Source organism: Microbacterium lemovicicum (assembly GCF_003991875.1).
Classification (GTDB): Bacteria; Actinomycetota; Actinomycetes; order Actinomycetales; family Microbacteriaceae; genus Microbacterium; species Microbacterium lemovicicum.
Genome location: NZ_CP031423.1, coordinates 822,833 through 839,944, shown reverse-complemented (window position 1 = coordinate 839,944; position 17,112 = coordinate 822,833). Strand labels below are relative to the sequence as shown.

15 protein-coding genes are annotated in these 17,112 nt (G+C 73.3%); 5 read left to right on the top strand and 10 right to left on the bottom strand.

Annotated elements, in window-relative coordinates:
* Window position 1 precedes the first annotated feature (1 nt).
* Complete coding sequence (locus tag CVS47_RS03835) at window positions 2–1,309, top strand: DUF58 domain-containing protein (RefSeq protein WP_127094903.1); 1,308 nt, start codon at window positions 2–4, stop codon at window positions 1,307–1,309.
* A gap of 167 nt (window positions 1,310–1,476) precedes the next feature.
* Complete coding sequence (locus CVS47_RS03830; RefSeq protein ID WP_127094902.1) at window positions 1,477–2,265, top strand: MIP family channel protein; 789 nt, start codon at window positions 1,477–1,479, stop codon at window positions 2,263–2,265.
* A gap of 64 nt (window positions 2,266–2,329) precedes the next feature.
* Here the strand turns inward: CVS47_RS03830 and katG are convergent, their stop codons facing one another.
* From katG to CVS47_RS03815, 3 genes are all read right to left on the bottom strand, one after another.
* Entirely contained in the window at window positions 2,330–4,642 is a 2,313-nt protein-coding gene (gene katG, locus CVS47_RS03825; RefSeq protein ID WP_127094901.1) for a catalase/peroxidase HPI, read from the bottom strand.
* Between the two features lie 31 nt (window positions 4,643–4,673).
* On the bottom strand, window positions 4,674–5,174 hold the full coding sequence (locus CVS47_RS03820; protein WP_127094900.1) for a Fur family transcriptional regulator: 501 nt from the start codon (window positions 5,172–5,174) through the stop codon (window positions 4,674–4,676).
* 95 nt (window positions 5,175–5,269) lie between these two features.
* Entirely contained in the window at window positions 5,270–6,265 is a 996-nt protein-coding gene (locus CVS47_RS03815; protein WP_127094899.1) for a stage II sporulation protein M, read from the bottom strand.
* 16 nt (window positions 6,266–6,281) lie between these two features.
* On the opposite strand from CVS47_RS03815, the gene CVS47_RS03810 reads away from it, so the two are divergent.
* On the top strand, window positions 6,282–7,142 hold the full coding sequence (locus CVS47_RS03810) for an RDD family protein (RefSeq protein ID WP_127094898.1): 861 nt from the start codon (window positions 6,282–6,284) through the stop codon (window positions 7,140–7,142).
* Between the two features lie 10 nt (window positions 7,143–7,152).
* On the opposite strand, the gene ahcY is transcribed toward CVS47_RS03810, so the two are convergent.
* The 3 genes from ahcY to CVS47_RS03795 all read right to left on the bottom strand — a co-directional run bounded on the left by ahcY (window position 7,153) and on the right by CVS47_RS03795 (window position 9,090).
* Complete coding sequence (gene ahcY, locus CVS47_RS03805) at window positions 7,153–8,613, bottom strand: adenosylhomocysteinase (protein ID WP_127094897.1); 1,461 nt, start codon at window positions 8,611–8,613, stop codon at window positions 7,153–7,155.
* Window positions 8,614–8,696: 83 nt separating this feature from the next.
* Window positions 8,697–8,900 carry a DUF3499 family protein gene (locus CVS47_RS03800; RefSeq protein ID WP_127094896.1) on the bottom strand — a complete coding sequence of 68 codons (204 nt, stop codon included), beginning with the start codon at window positions 8,898–8,900 and terminating at the stop codon, window positions 8,697–8,699.
* Between the two features lie 10 nt (window positions 8,901–8,910).
* Window positions 8,911–9,090: a hypothetical protein gene (locus CVS47_RS03795; RefSeq protein WP_127094895.1), complete on the bottom strand. Its 180-nt coding sequence runs from the start codon at window positions 9,088–9,090 to the stop codon at window positions 8,911–8,913.
* 80 nt (window positions 9,091–9,170) lie between these two features.
* Between CVS47_RS03795 and CVS47_RS03790 the strand changes: the two genes are divergently transcribed.
* Window positions 9,171–9,614 carry a metallopeptidase family protein gene (locus CVS47_RS03790; RefSeq protein WP_241240264.1) on the top strand — a complete coding sequence of 148 codons (444 nt, stop codon included), beginning with the start codon at window positions 9,171–9,173 and terminating at the stop codon, window positions 9,612–9,614.
* Between the two features lie 16 nt (window positions 9,615–9,630).
* Here CVS47_RS03790 and CVS47_RS03785 read toward each other — a convergent pair whose 3' ends face one another.
* From CVS47_RS03785 to manA, 4 genes are all read right to left on the bottom strand, one after another.
* Complete coding sequence (locus CVS47_RS03785; protein ID WP_127094894.1) at window positions 9,631–11,043, bottom strand: DUF5719 family protein; 1,413 nt, start codon at window positions 11,041–11,043, stop codon at window positions 9,631–9,633.
* Complete coding sequence (locus CVS47_RS03780; protein WP_127094893.1) at window positions 11,040–13,907, bottom strand: glycosyltransferase; 2,868 nt, start codon at window positions 13,905–13,907, stop codon at window positions 11,040–11,042. The genes CVS47_RS03785 and CVS47_RS03780 overlap by 4 nt, the downstream gene beginning before the upstream one ends.
* 94 nt (window positions 13,908–14,001) lie before the next feature.
* Window positions 14,002–14,319 (bottom strand): WhiB family transcriptional regulator, encoded by a 318-nt coding sequence (locus CVS47_RS03775; protein WP_127094892.1) that lies wholly within the window; start codon window positions 14,317–14,319, stop codon window positions 14,002–14,004.
* A gap of 143 nt (window positions 14,320–14,462) precedes the next feature.
* On the bottom strand, window positions 14,463–15,635 hold the full coding sequence (manA, locus tag CVS47_RS03770; protein ID WP_127094891.1) for a mannose-6-phosphate isomerase, class I: 1,173 nt from the start codon (window positions 15,633–15,635) through the stop codon (window positions 14,463–14,465).
* 42 nt (window positions 15,636–15,677) lie between these two features.
* Here manA and CVS47_RS03765 point away from each other — a divergent pair, with 42 nt between their 5' ends.
* Entirely contained in the window at window positions 15,678–17,087 is a 1,410-nt protein-coding gene (locus CVS47_RS03765; protein ID WP_127094890.1) for an O-antigen ligase family protein, read from the top strand.
* The last annotated feature ends 25 nt before the right edge of the window (window positions 17,088–17,112 follow it).

Sequence of the window (17,112 nt, the reverse complement as noted above, 5' to 3'; positions counted from 1 at the left end):
CGTGTACCTCACCGGTCGCCTCCCCCTGCTCGTCGCCGCCGGCGTCGTGCCGGTCGTCGTGCTCTCGGGAGTGGGCGTCGACCCGTGGCTGACCGCCGCGCTCTGGCTGCTCGCGTGCGCGATCATCGCAGGAGCGGATGTCGCGGCCGCCGCCGACCCGCGCCGCGCGCGCATCGAGCGCTCGGCGCCCACGCGGGTGCGGCTCGGCGAGCCGGTCGAGACGGTCCTCACCGTCGCGAACGCCGGACCGCGTCGCCTGCGGGGCCAGGTGCGCGACGCCTGGCAGCCCACGGCCGGCGCGCCCGCGGAGCGGATGCACCTCGACGTGCCCGCCGGCGAGCGCCGGCGCCTGCGGGTGCCGCTGGTGCCGCGGCGCCGCGGCGAGCTGTCCAGCGGCTTCGTCGTCATCCGTGCGCAGGGTCCGCTGGGCCTGGCCGGACGGCAGGCGCGCATCGAGTCGCGGGGCGTCGTGCGGGTGCTCCCTCCCTTCGCGTCGCGCCGGCATCTCCCGTCCCGGCTGGCGCGCCTGCGCGAGCTCGACGGCAGCACGAGCGTGCAGGTGCGCGGACAGGGCACCGAGTTCGACTCGCTGCGTGAATACGTGCGCGGCGACGACGTGCGCTCCATCGACTGGCGGGCGACCGCCCGCGCGGGCAGCACGATGCTGCGGACGTGGCGGCCCGAGCGGGATCGGCACGTCGTGATCCTCATCGACACCGGCCGCACCAGCGCCGCCCGTGTCGGCGACGGCGTGCGACTCGATGCCGCGATGGAGGCGGCGCTGCTCCTGTCCGCCCTCGCCGCCCGCGCGGGCGATCATGTTCACCTCGTCATGTTCGACCGGGTGGTGCGGGCGCGCGTCACCGGCGTCGACGGCACCGCGCTCCTGCCGGCGCTCGTGGACGCGATGGCCCCGGTCGAGCCGCAGCTCATCGACACCGACTGGGATGCCGCCTTCGCCCAGGTGCGCACACTCGCCTCGCGTCCGGCCCTCGTCGTCATCCTGACCGCGCAGGACGCGCCCGAATCGGCTCGGGGCCTGCTGGGCTCGCTCGCCGCCCTCGGCCGCGCCGGGCACGTCGTCGTCGGCACGGCGACCGACACCCGGCTGCACGACATCGCCGCCCAGCGCGGCACCAGCGACGAGGTCTACCGCGCGGCATCCGCGGAACGGAGCCTCCGCGACGCCCGCCGCGTGGCCGACGCGCTCGCCCGCGGCGGAGCGGATGCGATCGCCGACACGCCTGAGGCGCTGCCCCCGCGGATCGCCGACCGCTACCTCGCGCTCAAGGCCACCGGGCGCCTGTGACGGCGACGGGGCCGTCGGGGCCGCCGGGGCCGTGGATGAGAACGTCGTGCGACGCCCGCGTTGCCGGGACGTGACGTCCTCGCTCAGATCCGGGCACCGTCGTCGAATCAGCTGGGAGGCTCCGGTGCCGCGCGATACCGTCTCAGCACACCCGGAAAGGACGCCTCATGTCGGACACCCTCGTCACCCCGCCCACCACGGTCACCAAGCTCGCCGCCGAAGCCCTCGGCACCTTCCTCCTCGTCTTCGGCTCCATCGGAACCGCCCTGTTCGCCGCGACCTTCGGCCTCGCCGACAACGGCACCCCGCTCGGCGTCGGGTTCGTCGGGGTCTCGCTCGCCTTCGGCCTCACCCTCATGGCCGGCATCTACGCCTGGGGCAACATCTCCGGCGGCCACTTCAACCCCGCCGTCACCCTCGGCCTCGCCGCCGCCGGCCGCTTCAGCTGGAAGAACGCGCCCGCCTACATCGTCGCCCAGTTCGTCGGCGGCGCCGTCGGCACCACCCTGCTCGTGCTGATCGGCCTGTTCGGGCCCGGCGACTGGCTCGCCACCGCGCAGGACGGCGGATTCGCCAGCAACGGCTACGGCGCCTCCTCCCCCGGCGGCTTCGGCCTCGGGGCGGCGATCATCGCGGAGGTGCTCTTCACCGCGATCTTCGTGCTCGTGATCCTCGGCGTGACCCACACCAAGCGCGGCAACGGCACCGTGGCGGGCCTGTCGATCGGCCTCACGCTCGTCGCGATCCACCTCGCCTCGATCCCGATCGACAACACCTCCGTCAACCCCGCCCGCAGCCTGGCGACCGCACTCTACGGCGGCATCGACGCGCTGTCGCAGCTGTGGGTCTTCCTGGTCTTCCCGGTCGTGGGCGGCCTGCTGGCCGGATGGCTGCACCGCGCCCTGTTCGAGACGGTCGACCTGCCGCCGCTGCAGTCCGAGGCGCGCGTCGACTGACGCCGGGTCGCACGACGAAGCCCGCCCCGGGGCACCGGGGCGGGCTTCGTCGTTCAGAGGGGGATCAGACCAGATCGAAGCGGTCGAGCTCGGTGACCTTGCCCCAGGCGGAGACGAAGTCGTGCACGAACTTCTCCGCCGCGTCGTCGGAGGCGTAGACCTCCGCCAGCGCGCGCAGCTCCGAGTTCGACCCGAACAGCAGGTCGACGCGCGTGCCGCGGCCGAGCACCTCCCCGGAGCCGTCGCGACGGCCCTCGAAGGCGTGCGAGCCCGGGTCGAGCGGCTTCCACGTGGTGCCGAGGTCCAGCAGGTTCACGAAGAAGTCGTTCGTGAGCACGCCCGGACGGTCGGTGAACACGCCGTAGGCGGAGTCGTCCCAGTTCGCGCCGAGCACGCGGAGTCCGCCGACCAGCACCGTCATCTCCGGCGCGGTCAGCGTCAGCAGGTTGGCCCGGTCGAGCAGGTGATACTCCGCAGGCAGACCGGCGAGCGGTCCCTGGTGGTTGCGGAAGCCGTCCGCAGCGGGCTCCAGGTGGCCGAACGAGTGCTCGTCGGTCTGTTCCTGCGTGGCGTCGGTGCGGCCGGGCCGGAACGGCACGGTGACCTCGACCCCGGCATCCTGTGCCGCCTTCTCCACACCGGCGTTGCCCGCCAGCACGATGAGGTCGGCCAGGGACACCTTCCTGCCGTCGCCGCGCTCGGCGTCGAAAGCCGCCTTCACGCCCTCGAGCACCTCGAGCACGCGGGCGAGCTGGGCGGGCTTGTTGACCTCCCAGTCCTTCTGCGGGGCCAGACGGATGCGGGCGCCGTTGGCGCCGCCGCGCTTGTCGCTCCCGCGGAAGGTGGATGCCGCGGCCCACGTCGTGGCGACGAGCTCGGCCACGCTCAGCCCCGCGTCGAGGATGCGGCGCTTCAGCTCGGCCGCATCCGCGTCGTCGATCAGCGCGTGGTCGACGGCGGGCACCGGGTCCTGCCAGATGAGCTGCTCCGTGGGCACCTCAGGACCGAGGTAGCGGGCGATCGGACCCATGTCGCGGTGCGTGAGCTTGAACCACGCGCGGGCGAACGCGTCGCCGAAGGCTTCGGGGTCGGTGGCGAAGCGGCGCGAGACCTCGTCGTAGGCGGGGTCGACGCGCAGCGCGATGTCGCTGGTGAGCATGCGGGGCTCGCGACGGCCGTCGGAGTGCGCCAGCGGCACCATGTCGGCGCCGCCGCCGTTCACCGGTCGCCACTGGTGCCCGCCGCCGGGGCTGCGCATGAGCTCCCACTCGTAGGCGTAGAGGATGTGGAAGTACTCGTTGTCCCACCGGGTGGGGTGGTAGGTCCACGTGACCTCGAGACCCGAGGTGATGGTGTCGTCGCCGGTGCCGGTGCCGTGGCTGTTGGCCCAGCCCAGGCCCTGGCTCTCGATGCCGGCCGCCTCGGGGTTGTCGCCGACGTTCGTGTCGGGCGCCGCGCCGTGGGTCTTGCCGAAGGTGTGGCCACCGGCGATGAGGGCGACGGTCTCCTCGTCGTTCATGCCCATCCGCCCGAAGGTCTCGCGGATGTCGCGGGCCGACGCCAGCGGGTCGGGGTTGCCGTTGGGCCCCTCGGGGTTCACGTAGATGAGACCCATCTGCACCGCCGCGAGCGGCTTCTCCAGCTCGCGGTCGCCGGAGTAGCGCTCGTCGCCGAGCCAGGTGGTCTCGGGACCCCAGTACACGTCGTCGTCCGGCTCCCAGACGTCGGGGCGCCCACCGCCGAAGCCGAAGGTCGAGAAGCCCATGGTCTCCAGTGCGACGTTGCCCGTGAGGATCATCAGATCGCCCCACGACAGGCTCTGGCCGTACTTCTTCTTGACGGGCCAGAGCAGTCGCCGCGCCTTGTCGAGGCTGACGTTGTCGGGCCAGCTGTTGAGCGGCGCGAAGCGCTGCTGTCCGGTGCCTCCGCCGCCGCGTCCGTCGGTCACCCGGTAGGTGCCCGCGCTGTGCCAGGCCATGCGGATCATGAGCGGGCCGTAGTTGCCGAAGTCCGCCGGCCACCAGTCCTGGCTGTCGGTCAGGGTGCGGGCGATGTCCGCCTTGACGGCGGCGAGGTCCAGCGACTCGAAGGCCGCCCGGTAGTCGAAGCCCTCGCCGAGCGGGTTCCGCGCCGGAGGGTTCTTCGCGAGGATCTTGATGTTCAGCTGCTCGGGCCACCACTTCCGGTTCGCCGATCCGTTCACCGGGAGCGGCTGACGGTCGTGGATCACCGGGCACGTCGCGTCATCCGGGTTCGGGCTGGGGCGGCTCTCGCCGTCCGCGCGCTCGTCGACCGGTGTGTCGATGTCGGTGACGGACTGGTCCGTGTCGGTCGGCTCGCTGCCGATGCCGGTCGCGGTGTCGTCGTTCTCACTCATGTGTTCCCTTTCGAGAGGCGGTCAGAGGTGGTCAGTGGCGGTCGGAGGCGGGTGCGGTGTCGGCGAGGACCGCATCCTCGGCGGGACGGGCCGCGCGGACGGCGCACGCGGAGCAGAGGCCCCAGTAGGTGACCTCCGCCGTGCGGATGACGAAACCGGCGGTGTCGGCGGGCACCAGGCACGGCGCGACGCCGGTCGCGCACTCGATGTCGGCGACGGCGCCGCACGACGTGCAGACCGCGTGATGGTGGTTGTCGCCGACGCGCAGCTCATACAGGCGCGGACGGCCGGCGGGCTCGATGCGACGCACGAGACCGGCATCCACGAAGTCACCCAGCGCGTTGTACACCGACTGCAGGCTCGTCTCGGGACGGTGGCGTGCGACGTGCGCGAACAGCTCCTCGGCGCTCGCGTGCGCCCTCTCCCGGAGGGCCTCGATGACGGCGTGCCGGGGCGAGGTGACCCGCAGCCCGGCGCTCCGCAGCAGCGCGGCCGAGGCCGTGTCGCCGTGTTCCGCGTCTCCGAGTTCCATCACCTCAGGGTATCGGCTTATTTTGAACAGTTCAAAAAAACGTCCCGTGAGAACACGATGAACACCGGATGACCGGAGCCTGTGCCGCTGGTCGGTCAGCCGGCGACGAGGCGCGGTGTGCCCGCCTCGTATTCGGTCAGGTCTCCCGTTTCGCCGCGACGGTGCGCACGGCGGCCGACCACGAGCATGTAGAAGAGGAAGACGCCGAGGGCGAGCGCCCCGAGCCCGATCTTGACCGGCCACGGCCAGGGCTGGGGTGTGACGAAGCCCTCCACGACGCCGGAGAGGGCGAGCGCCAGCACGAGGCCGATCGCCACCGTCGCGAGGGATCGGCCCTCCTGCGCGAGCGCCTCGCCGCGGGAGCGGGCTCCGGGAGCGACCCACGCCCAGAAGATGTGGAGTCCCGCCGCGCCCGCGACGAAGATGCAGGTCAGCTCGAGCAATCCGTGCGGGGCGATGTAGAGCAGGAAGACGTCCCCGCGGTCGAAGGCGGTCATCACGGCCGCGGTCGTGCCGATGCCGATGGCGTTCTGCACGAGCACCATCACCGGCCAGACGCCGGTGATGCCGAACAGCACGCACTGCGCCGCGATCCACGCGTTGTTCGTCCACACCGTTCCGGCGAAGACGGCGGCGGGGTCCTCGCTGTAGTACTGCGTGAAGCGGTTGTCGACGTAGTCCTGCAGCTGCGCCTCGGCGCCGAGCGAGGCGACCAGGAGGGGGTCCTGCGAGATCCAGACGGCGACGAGGGATGCCACGGCCGCGAACCCCGCCGCGATGATGAGCGTCGTCCACCGCACGCGGTAGAGCGCCGCAGGCAGCTGAAGGAGGAAGAACCGCGGCAGCCGGCGGAGGCCGTCGTCGCCCGCGCCGGTCAGGCGCAGCCGGGCCTGCGCGAGCAGGGTGGAGACGTGATCGCCCTGCAGGGTGCGACCGGCGGACGTCTTGATGTCGGCCAGATCGGCGGACGCGGAGCGGTAGCGGGCCACCAGCTCATCGACCTCGCGGCCGGTCAGGCGGCGGCGCCGGCCCAGTTCGTCGAGGCGGGCCCACTCCTCCCGCCGGGCGGCGGTGAGGGCGTCGAGGTCCATTTGGTTAACTGTACGCATGCCGTCCGACGCCACCACGCCCGCCGGCGCGATCCGGGTGGAGCTGGCGCAGGACGAGATCCTCACCGGCGAGGCCGTCGCGCTCGACGTTCAGCCCGTCGGCTTCTTCCTCCGCGCGCTCGGCGTGCTCATCGACATGGCGGTGGGCGCGGGCGCCTTCCTCCTGTTCGCGCTCGTCGCCACCTGGCTCGCCTCGCAGGGCGCCATAGACCCCGCGCTGTTCCCGATCCTCTCGATCACGATGCTGGTGATCGTCACCGTGGTCGTGCCCACCACCGTCGAGACGGCGACGCGCGGCCGGAGCCTGGGACGGCTCGCCGTGGGTGCGCGGATCGTCCGCGCCGACGGCGGGGCCTCCGGCTTCCGTCAGGCGTTCATCCGGGCGCTCGTCGGCGTCTTCGAGCTGTGGTTCACCCTCGGCGCCGTGGCGGGGGTCGTCGGCGCGCTGACGCCGCGGGCGCAGCGCCTGGGCGATCTCCTGGCCGGCACCTACGCCGAGCGCACGCGCGCGCCGAAGCTCCCGCCGCCCGCCCCGGGCGCCCCGCCCGCGCTCGCCGTCTGGGCCGACGTCGCCGACGTCGCGCGCCTCCCCGACCGCCTGGCCCGCCGCATCGCGCAGTTCGTGCGCCAGGCGGAGAGCATGGAGCCCTCTGCGCGGGCGCGGGTCGCGGCATCCCTCGCCTCCGAGGTGCGCGAGCTCGTCTCCCCCGTGCCCGCCGTCGACCCGGAGCTGCTGCTGCGCGGCGTCGCCGCGGTGCGGCACGACCGCGAGCTGCGCGCCCTCGAGCTGGAGGAACGCCGCGTCGACCGGCTCGTCGCCGGCGCGCCCGACGGCCCCCGGGGCTATCCCGAGCGCTGAGCCGCCGCCGTCAGTAGCGGTAGTGGTCGAGCTTGAACGGACCGTCCACCGGTACGCCGATGTAGGCCGCCTGCGCCGTCGTCAGGGTGGTGAGCTTCACGCCGAGCGCGTCGAGGTGCAGACGGGCGACCTTCTCATCGAGCGCCTTGGGCAGCACGTGCACGCCGACCGGGTAGGCGGCCAGGTTGGCGTGCAGCTCGATCTGCGCGAGCACCTGGTTGGTGAACGAGGCGCTCATGACGAACGACGGGTGCCCGGTCGCGTTGCCCAGGTTCATGAGCCGGCCCTCGCTGAGGACGAGGATGCTGCGCCCCGACGGCAGGCGCCACTCGTGCACCTGCGGCTTGATCTCCACCGATTCGACCCCGGGGATCGCCGCGAGCCCCGCCATGTCGATCTCGTCGTCGAAGTGGCCGACGTTGGCGACGATGGCGAGGTGCTTGAGTCCCTGGAGGTGCTCGACGGTCACGACGTCCGTGTTGCCTGTGCCCGTCACGACGATGTCGACGTCGCCGATCACGTCGTCCAGCGGCACGACCTGGTAGCCGTCCATCGCGGCCTGCAGCGCGCAGATGGGGTCGACCTCGCCCACGATGACGCGGGCGCCCTGTCCGCGAAGCGCCTCCGCGGCGCCCTTGCCGACATCGCCGTAGCCGCAGACGAACACGACCTTGCCGCCGATCAGCACGTCGGTGGCGCGGTTGAGACCGTCGGGCAGGGAGTGGCGGATGCCGTACTTGTTGTCGAACTTCGACTTGGTGACCGAGTCGTTGACGTTGATCGCCGGGAAGAGCAGCTCGCCTGACGCGGCCAGCTCGTACAGGCGGTGCACGCCGGTGGTCGTCTCCTCCGTCACGCCGACGAGCCCGGCGGCCACGCGTGTCCAGCGCTGCGCATCGGACGCGAGGCTGCGTCGCAGGGTGTCGAGGATGACGCCGTACTCCCGCGAATCGCCGGGTGCGGCATCCGGAACCCTCCCCGACTTCTCGAATTCGACGCCCTTGTGCACGAGCAGCGTGGCGTCGCCGCCGTCGTCGAGGATGAGCGTCGGGCCGTCGGAGCCCTCCGCCGACCAGTCGAAGATGCGCTCGGTGCAGCGCCAGTACTCTTCGAGGGTCTCGCCCTTCCAGGCGAACACCGGCACGCCGCGCGGGTCGTCCGGCGTGCCGTCGCCGACGACGACGGCCGCGGCGGCCTCGTCCTGGGTGCTGAAGATGTTGCAGCTCGCCCAGCGCACCTGCGCGCCCAGCGCCACGAGCGTCTCGATGAGCACGGCGGTCTGCACCGTCATGTGCAGCGAGCCCGCGATGCGCGCGCCCGCAAGCGGCTGCGTCGCGGCGAACTCGCGGCGCAGGGCCATGAGCCCCGGCATCTCGTTCTCCGCGAGGCGGAGCTGATGGCGCCCGGCCTCGGCGAGGCGGAGGTCGGCGACGTCGAAATCGATCCTGGTGGAGACGGAGGTGGTCGTCATGCCGCCATCCTCCCACCGCGGCGCGACACCGGGCCCCGGATGACGCCGCGAAACGTCCGAGCGTGCGGGTCAGCGGGTGCGGCTCAGCGCACCGTCTCGTGGCGGACGACCATCCAGCCGCGCGGAACGGAGAGCCGATCGGTGTGGATCGCGCACAGGTCGTGAGCGTGCGGATCGTCGCCCGCACCCAGCGGACCGAGCGCGGCCATCTGGTCTTCGTAGTCGAAGGTGAGCGTCGTGACGGCCTCGCGGGCGCACGCCACCTTGGAACAGAGTCTCTCGCGCATCGTCGTCATGCTAGTCGCCGCAGAGGTACCCTCCGGGGAGGCCGCGCCGGTTGTCGCCAGCGCCGGGGATGCGCATGAACGCGGAGACGTGCACGATCGCGGAGACGCGCACGAACGCGGAGACGTGCACGATGACGGATGCTGCGGGCACGGGTGGTCCGGCATCCTGCACATCTCCGTCATCCTGCACAGGGCGGACCGCGCGGCGGAGGTCGAACCGCGCGGCGGAGGTGCCCGCCGGGGAGGCCGCGCCGGATCTAGGATGAACGCATGGCGTGGCGACGATCGGCGGCGAGCAGCCCGGTCCCCCGCAGGCGTCCGTCCCGCCACGGCCGTCACGGCCGCGAGGACCGCAGCCCGGTGGTGCGACCGCCGCTCCCCCCACTCGACACGCGCGCCGAGCGCTTCGACCTGGCCGTCGGCACCGCCGCGGAGTTCCTGCGCTCGGCGTGGTCGGAGCTGGAGGACGTGAGCTTCGAGGTGGCGGACATGCCTCCCGAGAGCGATGCCGACGGCATCCCGCGCTGGCAGACGCTCCGCGAGGAGAAGCGCATCGTCATCTTCCGGCTGCCCGTCGAGCGGCTGGGGCACCCGCACCGCGACGACGAGCTGCACCGCCGCATGATGGTCGAGGGCAGCGTCTTCCGGGCGGCGGCCGAGTACCTCGACCGCGATCCGTGGGACCTCGGGCCCGAGCGCTTCCGCTACTTCTGACCGGCAGCGACCGTCGTCACGGGTAGACGGTGATCGTGGGCACCGCGGCCGCGGAGGGCCACACGGGGTATCCGGCCAGGGCGCCGTCGCCCGACATCGACAGCGCGGCCTCGACCGTGCCGCCCGACGGGTCGATCGTGTACACGGTGCGGGCATCCAGCGTCGTCGATGCAGACGAGCCCGCCGCGACCGTGACGGTCTGATCGTCCGAGCCGTCGGCCGCAACGATCCGCACAGCGGCGTCCGCCGCGCCGGGGTTCACCAGGCTCAGAACCGGCGCGGGACCGGCCACCGTGGCGAACACGCTCGGCGCGGTGACGGCCGGCGCCGGGGTGTACCAGGCGAAGTCCGAGCCCTCCGTCATCCCCGTGGTGTGCCAGAGGGCGGCCACGAGAGGGGCCTCCGCCGTGACCCGCACGACGTAGCGTCCGACGGACAGTCCGGTCAGGTCGACCTGAGTCGGCACGCCGGCCGCGATCGCCACGCTCGCCGGCTGCGTCACCGGCTCGGCGCCGCCGACCCGCGTGACGGTGACGGTGGCAGTGGTGTCGGCGGTCGGCGAGAGCACCCGCAGCAGCGTGGTCGGCTCGGCGGCGCCCGATACCGGGGCGACCGTCACGTCGACGCCGGGGATGACGACGTCGGTCGACGCCGCCGCCGAGGGTCCGGCCTGATCGACGCCGACCGGAGCGAGGGTCCGCGTGAGGGAGGACTGCACCGCGGCCTGCACGGGTGCGCCGGTGGCGGTGACGCGGATGACCGGCGCGGTCTCGCCGAGCGCGATGCCGGCGAGCGGAACCGCGATCTGCGTGGCCGCGGGGACGACGAGATCCGATCCGCCGGGCGGCACGGACGGGCCGGACTGTCCGTAGACCGTCAGCTCGACGGATGCCGGCACCTGGCCGGGGTTGGACAGCAGCACGATGTCCGCCGAGCCGGTCGCGGTGCTCCCCGCCACGAGCCAGGACTCCATGAGCGGCTGGCGGCACGCGGACGCGGCGAACCCCCGGAGGTCGTCGTCGGTGGCGACGGCGGAGCCGGCGGCCGCGACATCCACACGTGCGCCGTTCTCGGGCGGCGCCGTGTAGGCGGTTCCGCCGGAGCTCAGCGCACCCGATCCCGCCAGGGCGGTCTCGAGCGGCGCTGCAGCGCCGTTGGGGGTGCCGACCGTAATCGACGGCGCCGCGGCGACCGTGAGTCGCGCCGGATCCCGCGCGTCGCGGCCGAGGGCGAGCAGGCCGCCCGTGCACGAGACGACGGTGTCGGCCGGCGCGGGCGTGGCCTGCACCGAGACCGGCTCGCGCGCCGTCGACGGCCAGGGTGCGGCCACGGCGGTCACGACGAGCACGACGAAGCCGGCGGCCGCGACCGTGCCGCCGACGAGGCGTGCGCCGGTGGTGGCCCAGCGGAAACCGCGGCGGTCGCTCATCGACCCTCCTGCCAGAACGGGCCGACCACGCGTGAGGAGCGGCGTGCGGTGCGTCGGGAGACGCTCGTGGGAAGCGCCAGGAGCAGCGCGGTGGCGACCACCGCGAGCTGCAGGACGGCGATCCACACGGCGAGGGTCGAGACGGATGCTGCGGCCTCCGGCCGCGGGTCGGCGGGCGCCGTCAAGCGCCACAGCTCGCCCTTGGAGGTCGTGCCGACGGCGTCGAGTCCGTCGCGCTGGTCGATCGCGGTGGCGGCGCTCAGCCGGAACGCGCGGGCGACGTCCGACTCCGGGGCGGGTGCGGGGGCGAGCAGGATGAAGTCGACGCCCGCCCGGGTGAGCCGTTCCACCACGTCGCCGGCCCCGGTCGAGACGAGGTCGGCCGTGAGGTCGGCGACCTCGACGTCGGCGGGCGAGGCCGTGCGCCGCGTGGCCGCCACGGTCGACTGTGCGCCGAGGGTCTCGCTGCCGCCCCACACGATGCGGCCGGCGGCGCCGCCGGCGTTCTGCGGGGTGATGGTGATCGTCCCGACCGACGCGTCGTCGCGACCGGCGGCGGCGACGTACGCGGGGAGGGTGCTCTCCGGGCCGTTGGTCAGGGCGGAGGCTCCGCGGCCGAGCGAGGTCAGCGCGGGCACGGCGAGCACGCAGACGGCGACGACGACCAGGGCCCCGACTGCCGTCCGCACCGCCACGAGGCGCGGCGCCAGTCCGGTGTCGAGGGCGACGAGCGTGCCGCCCATGACGCCGAGCCACGCGAGGCTGAGGCCCGCGCCGGGCCACACCCCCACCGGCGCCGACTCCGCGAACGACACGGTGACGCCCACGGCCGCCAGCGCCGTCGCGAGCCCGGCGGCGGTGATCGCGAGCAGCACGGCTCCGGCCGCCCAGCGCTGGGTCAGCGGGGCGATGAGCGCGAGCACAGCGAGGGGGGCGGCCAGCAACGGCACCCACCAGACGGGCATGTCGACGCCGGCGCCGCTGAGGAACGCCCCCCAGCCGCCGGGGTCGGACGTCGGCAGACCGGCGGCGAGGAGCGCGCGGCCGGTCGCGTCGGCCGAGACCACCGGACCCGCCCAGACGACGCCCGGGTCGGCGAGCAGCGCGAGCGCATTGCCCGCGCGCACCTGAACCCAGACGAGCGGTGCGAAGACGACGGCCGCGGGGATGACCAGCCACACCAGGCGGGCCGTGCCGCGCGCGCCGCGGATCGCGACGTTGACGGCGATCGCCGCGATGGTGAGCACAAGCAGAGCCGGTGCCAGCGAGGGCGCACAGGCCACGACCGCGAGGAGCAGGAGGGATGCCGCACCCGCCGCCGCCCACGAGCGATGCGCCACGCTCCCGGCGTAGAACAGCCAGGGCAGCAGCAGGTGCACCAGCACGCCGGTGGGGCGTCCGTCGACCAGCGCCGTCAGGAAGGCGGGGGCCAGCATCCACACCACTCCGCCGACGATGCGCAGGAACGACCGCGAGGTGACCCGCGTCGCGGCGAACCAGCCGCCGAGTGCCGCCAGCGGGAGCGCCGCGAGCCACAGCAGCACGAGTGCGCGCGAGGGCTCGGCCGGCCACAGGGTGCCGAGCAGTGCGACCACCGCGGCGAACGGATCGGCCGGGGCGACCGCGTCCAGCCCGGTCGCGCGGAGTCCGTAGCCGGCGTCCGCCCACAGCTGCGCCACGGTGGCGCGGAGGGGCTCGAGAGCCCCGCCGCCCATCACCGGCCAGGCGAGCAGCGCGGGGAAGGCCGCCACGCTGAGGATGAGCGCGGCCAGCACCAGCCAGGCACCGCCGCCGATGAAGAAGCGCAGCTCCTCCCGTGGGCGTGCGCCGCCCAGGGGGACGGGCTCGGCCTCGTCGTCGAGGCGCTCCCGGAGCTGGGTGCGCGTCGCCCGCAGAGCCGTGAGCTGACTCCAGGGCGCCTGGCGGGCTGCGCGGATGCGCCCGCGCGATCGGGCGATGGCGCCGAGGCGAGCCATGACCGTGGCGGTGGCGCCCCACTCGATGCCGACCATCACCGGGTGCTTGGCGACGAGGTGCACCAGGGTGCGCCAGACGGCGAGGGGCAGCAGCGAGAGCCAGACGAAGGGCACGGCGGCCGCCGGCGCGTAGGCCAGCCGGCGGTGCAGCTGCGCGGTGCGCTCGATGAAGGCGCGGTGCTGGACGCGCTGGGGGCTGAGCGGTGCGGGCACGCCGGCGACGCCGTCTCCCGCGGTGGCCACCAGCGCGGTCGGCACGAGCGAGACCCGTGCTCCGGCGAGCCTGGCCCGCACCCCGAGATCGAGTCCCTCGTCGGCGCCGCGGAGGGCGCCGTCCAGACCGCCGAGCCGTCGCCACGCATCCGTCCGCACGAGCAGTCCGCGCACGTCGGCGCCGAGGACGTCCTCGGCCGCGTCGTGCTGCCCCTGATCGAGCTGGCCGTCGGCGAGGCCCACGGTCGTGCCGAGCGAGGTCATCGTGACGCCGAGCGACACGATCTGCGTGCGGTCTTCCCAGCGCACCAGCTTCGGGGCGACGAAGGCGACCGACGGGGCGAGCTCGAGCGCGCCGGCGAGGCGGGCCAGCGCATCCGTCTCGGGCGCGGTGTCCTGGGCGAGCAGCCAGACTGCGTCGCCGGTGAGCCGCGGCGTCGCCAGCGCGGCTGCCGCGGCGAAGCGGGTGGAAGCGCCGGTCGTGATGACCGACTCCGCTCCGGATGCCGCGGCCATCTCGCGCAGCGCGTCGTCGGGGCCGCAGAGGACGATGGTCAGGGCGTCGAGCCGGCGCTGCTGGTCGTCGAGGGCCGACAGGGTCCGCGCGAGGTGCAGCGCCGCCGGTGCGCGGCCGTCGGGGCGCACAACGAGGATGGCGTGGACTCTGGCGGGCATGGCGCAGTCAGCCTAAGCGCCTCCCCCCGTGCCGTCGGGGCGCACGCGCCGCGGGCGCGAGATCAGCGCGCGCGCACCCGCCGGCGCCGCGGAATCAGGCGCGGCGCTTGAGCTTGCGGCGCTCGCGCTCGCTGAGACCGCCCCAGATGCCGAAGCGCTCGTCGTTCTGCAGCGCGTACTCCAGGCATTCGCCCTTCACGTCGCACGTCGTGCAGATCCGCTTCGCGTCGCGGGTCGATCCGCCCTTCTCGGGGAAGAACGCCTCGGGGTCGGTCTGCGCGCACAGCGCGTCCGTCTGCCAGGACAGCGGGTTGTCGTCGACTCCCTCGACGGGACGACGCACCCCCGGCACACCCAGCTGAACCGGATCGACGAACCAATTATCGGGAACGCCGGAACGGTAACCCGTCATATCGTTCTCCTGCCTGTATCCCCCCACGCTGGTCCGCGTGTTCGAACCAATTACACCGGTGTAATTCGTTCCGGTCAAGTCGCGGATCATAAAGCCTCATCCACCCCTTGAACCTTCACGACGCGCCGACGGCGTGTCGCCTGTCAGGGAGCGGAAGAGGCGTCGTCAGGAGCGCGGTCGGATGTCGCTCCGGGTTCCGCGAGGAACGCATCGCCCTCACCGGAGAGCTGCAGCGGCGACTCGTCGACCGAGGCGAAGGCGGCCTGCCCCGGCTCGAGCGTCACCTCTCCTCCGCCCGCTCCACGGACCGTGACGCGACCGGCCGTGCACAGGGCGATCGCCGGGCCGTCCAGCGGCACGGGGCCGGCGGAGGACGCGTCGATGCGCAGGAGGGCGAAGTCGGAGACCGGCGGAGCGAAGCGCTGGATGCCCGCGCCCTCGGCGACCGGCGCGAGGATCCCTGCGGGGCCCGTGGTGGTGTCGAGCACCTCGAGGAGCTCGGCCACGTCGACGTGCTTGGGCGTGAGACCGCCGCGCAGCACGTTGTCGCTGGCGGACATGATCTCCACCCCGAGCCCGCCGAGGTAGGCGTGCAGCGCCCCGGCTCGGACGAACACCGCCTCCCCCGCGGCGAGGGTGACGAGGTTCATCAGCAGCGCCACGACGACGCCGGGGTCGCCGGGCGCCGCCTCCGCGAGACGGCGGGCGACCGCGAGCTCCGCCGCGAACCCGGGGACCGCGGCCGTGATCGCCGCGGCGATGATCGCGTCGACCTCGCCCTGCGCCTCTCCGGAGAGCAGCCATCCGATCGCCGCGCGCAGCGAGGCGTCGGGGCTCGCGGCGTCCAGACGGTCGCGCAGCGGCGACGCGGCCTCGCCGAGACCCTCGAGGAGGCGCAGCGTCGCGGGGAGGTCGCGCAGTCCCGCGAGAGCCTCGAACCCGTCGCGCAGAGCGACGATGACCTCGGGCTTGTGATTGTCGTCGCGGTAGTTGCGGTGACCGGCGTCGCGGGGCACACCCGCGGCATCCTCCCTCGCGAAGCCCGCGCGCGCCTGCGGGATCGACGGGTGCGCCTGGATGGAGAGAGGGGATGCCGCAGCCAGCAGCTTCAGCAGGAAGGGCAGCTTCTCGCCGCCGAGCACGTCGTCGAGCGTGCGGCCCGTGCCGTCCTCGACGCGGGCGGGCGCCCCGGGGTGGTCGCCGAACCAGACCTCGGCCTCCGGCCGTCCGCTGGGCTCGCGCCCCTCGAGTTCGGCGAGCATCGTCGTCGAGCCCCAGGCGTAGTCACGAGGGGTGTTCGACAGACGGATCAGCACCCCTCCAGCCTAAACGCGCGGCCGCGGTAGCCTGAGGGCACGATGGCGGTCCACACGAAGCATCCGGTGTCAGCCCTCCCGGCCGCGCCGGTGCGCGAGAAGACGCGGCACCTCCTGCTGCGCGGCTGGTGCATCTTCGTGCTCTTCCAGGCGGTCGCCGGTCCGGCGCTGGTCCACGCGCTCGGTGCCGCGGGAGCCGCCGCCCTGCTCGCCGCCGGCGGCATCGTCTCCGCCGTGCTGTGGCTGAACATCCGACCGACCGTCCAGTGGCGTCGGCTGCCCTGGTACGCGATGGGCTACATCCTGTTCGCGGGACTGTCGATCCTCTGGTCCGCCTGGCCCGTCACCTCCGCCCTCACCTGGGCCCTGCTGGTCATCACCAGCGTGCAGGCCTTCTTCGTCGCGGCGGTGCTGACGTGGCGCGAAGTCGTCCGCGCGATCGCGTCCGCCTTCAAGTGGGCGATCGGGCTCTCCCTGGTCTTCGAGGTCGCCGTCGCCCTCATCGTCCGCGGACCGCTCCTCCCTGGTTTCGTCCTGCCGATGGAGCCCGTCGATCCCGCTCTGCACTGGTCGAGCGGCGACCTCTTCAGCGACGGCCGGCTGCAGGGCATCTGGGGCAGCTCGAACCTCCTCGCCGCCGCGGCGCTCATGGCCGTCGTCGTCTTCGCCATCCGGTACTCCAACCGCGCGCCGCGTCGCGTGCTGCTGATCGGATGGATGCTGCTCTCGGCCTTCCTCTTCGTGCGGGCCTCCTCCGCCACGGCGACCCTCGCCGCGGTCGGCGTCGTCATCGTGCTCACGACGGTGCTCCTCATGCGCACAGCTTCACGGCCGGGGCAGCGCACGAAGTACTACGCCGGCTACGCCGTGATCGGCGTCGGCGGACTGATCGCGCTGTGGCTCTGGCGCGGACCCGTGTTCGGCGCGCTCGACCGCGCGGAGGACCTCGACGCGCGCGAGGGCATCTGGCAGACGGTGCTGGCACGTGCCGCCGAGCGCCCTGCCGCCGGCTGGGGCTTCGCGACGCCCTGGCTGCCGTGGGATCCCGCGTTCGACGGCTGGATCCTCATCCATGGCCGGACGGTCATCCAGGCCCACGACATGTGGATCGACGTGTACTTCCAGCTCGGCGTGATCGGCATCGTGCTGATGGGCCTGACCTACCTGGCGTTCGTGTGGCGCTCGTGGTTCTTCGCCGTCGACCGCCCCCGCTGGGATCTGCGCGCCGACCGTCCGTACTCGCCGCTCACCCTGCTCCCGACGCTGCTCGGAGCCATCCTCCTCGTTCAGGGGCTCTCCGAATCCGCTCCCCTCATGATGTGGGGATGGATGCTGCTCCTCCTGTTCGCCTTCAAGATCAAGCAGTCCCCGCTCATCGGCGTCGGCCCCGCGGAGCAGACGCTCGCGATGGAGATGGGCGATCCGATCGAGCCGGTCGCCAAGGTCGGGTGAGCACGGGCGGCTCGGGCGCCCGCGG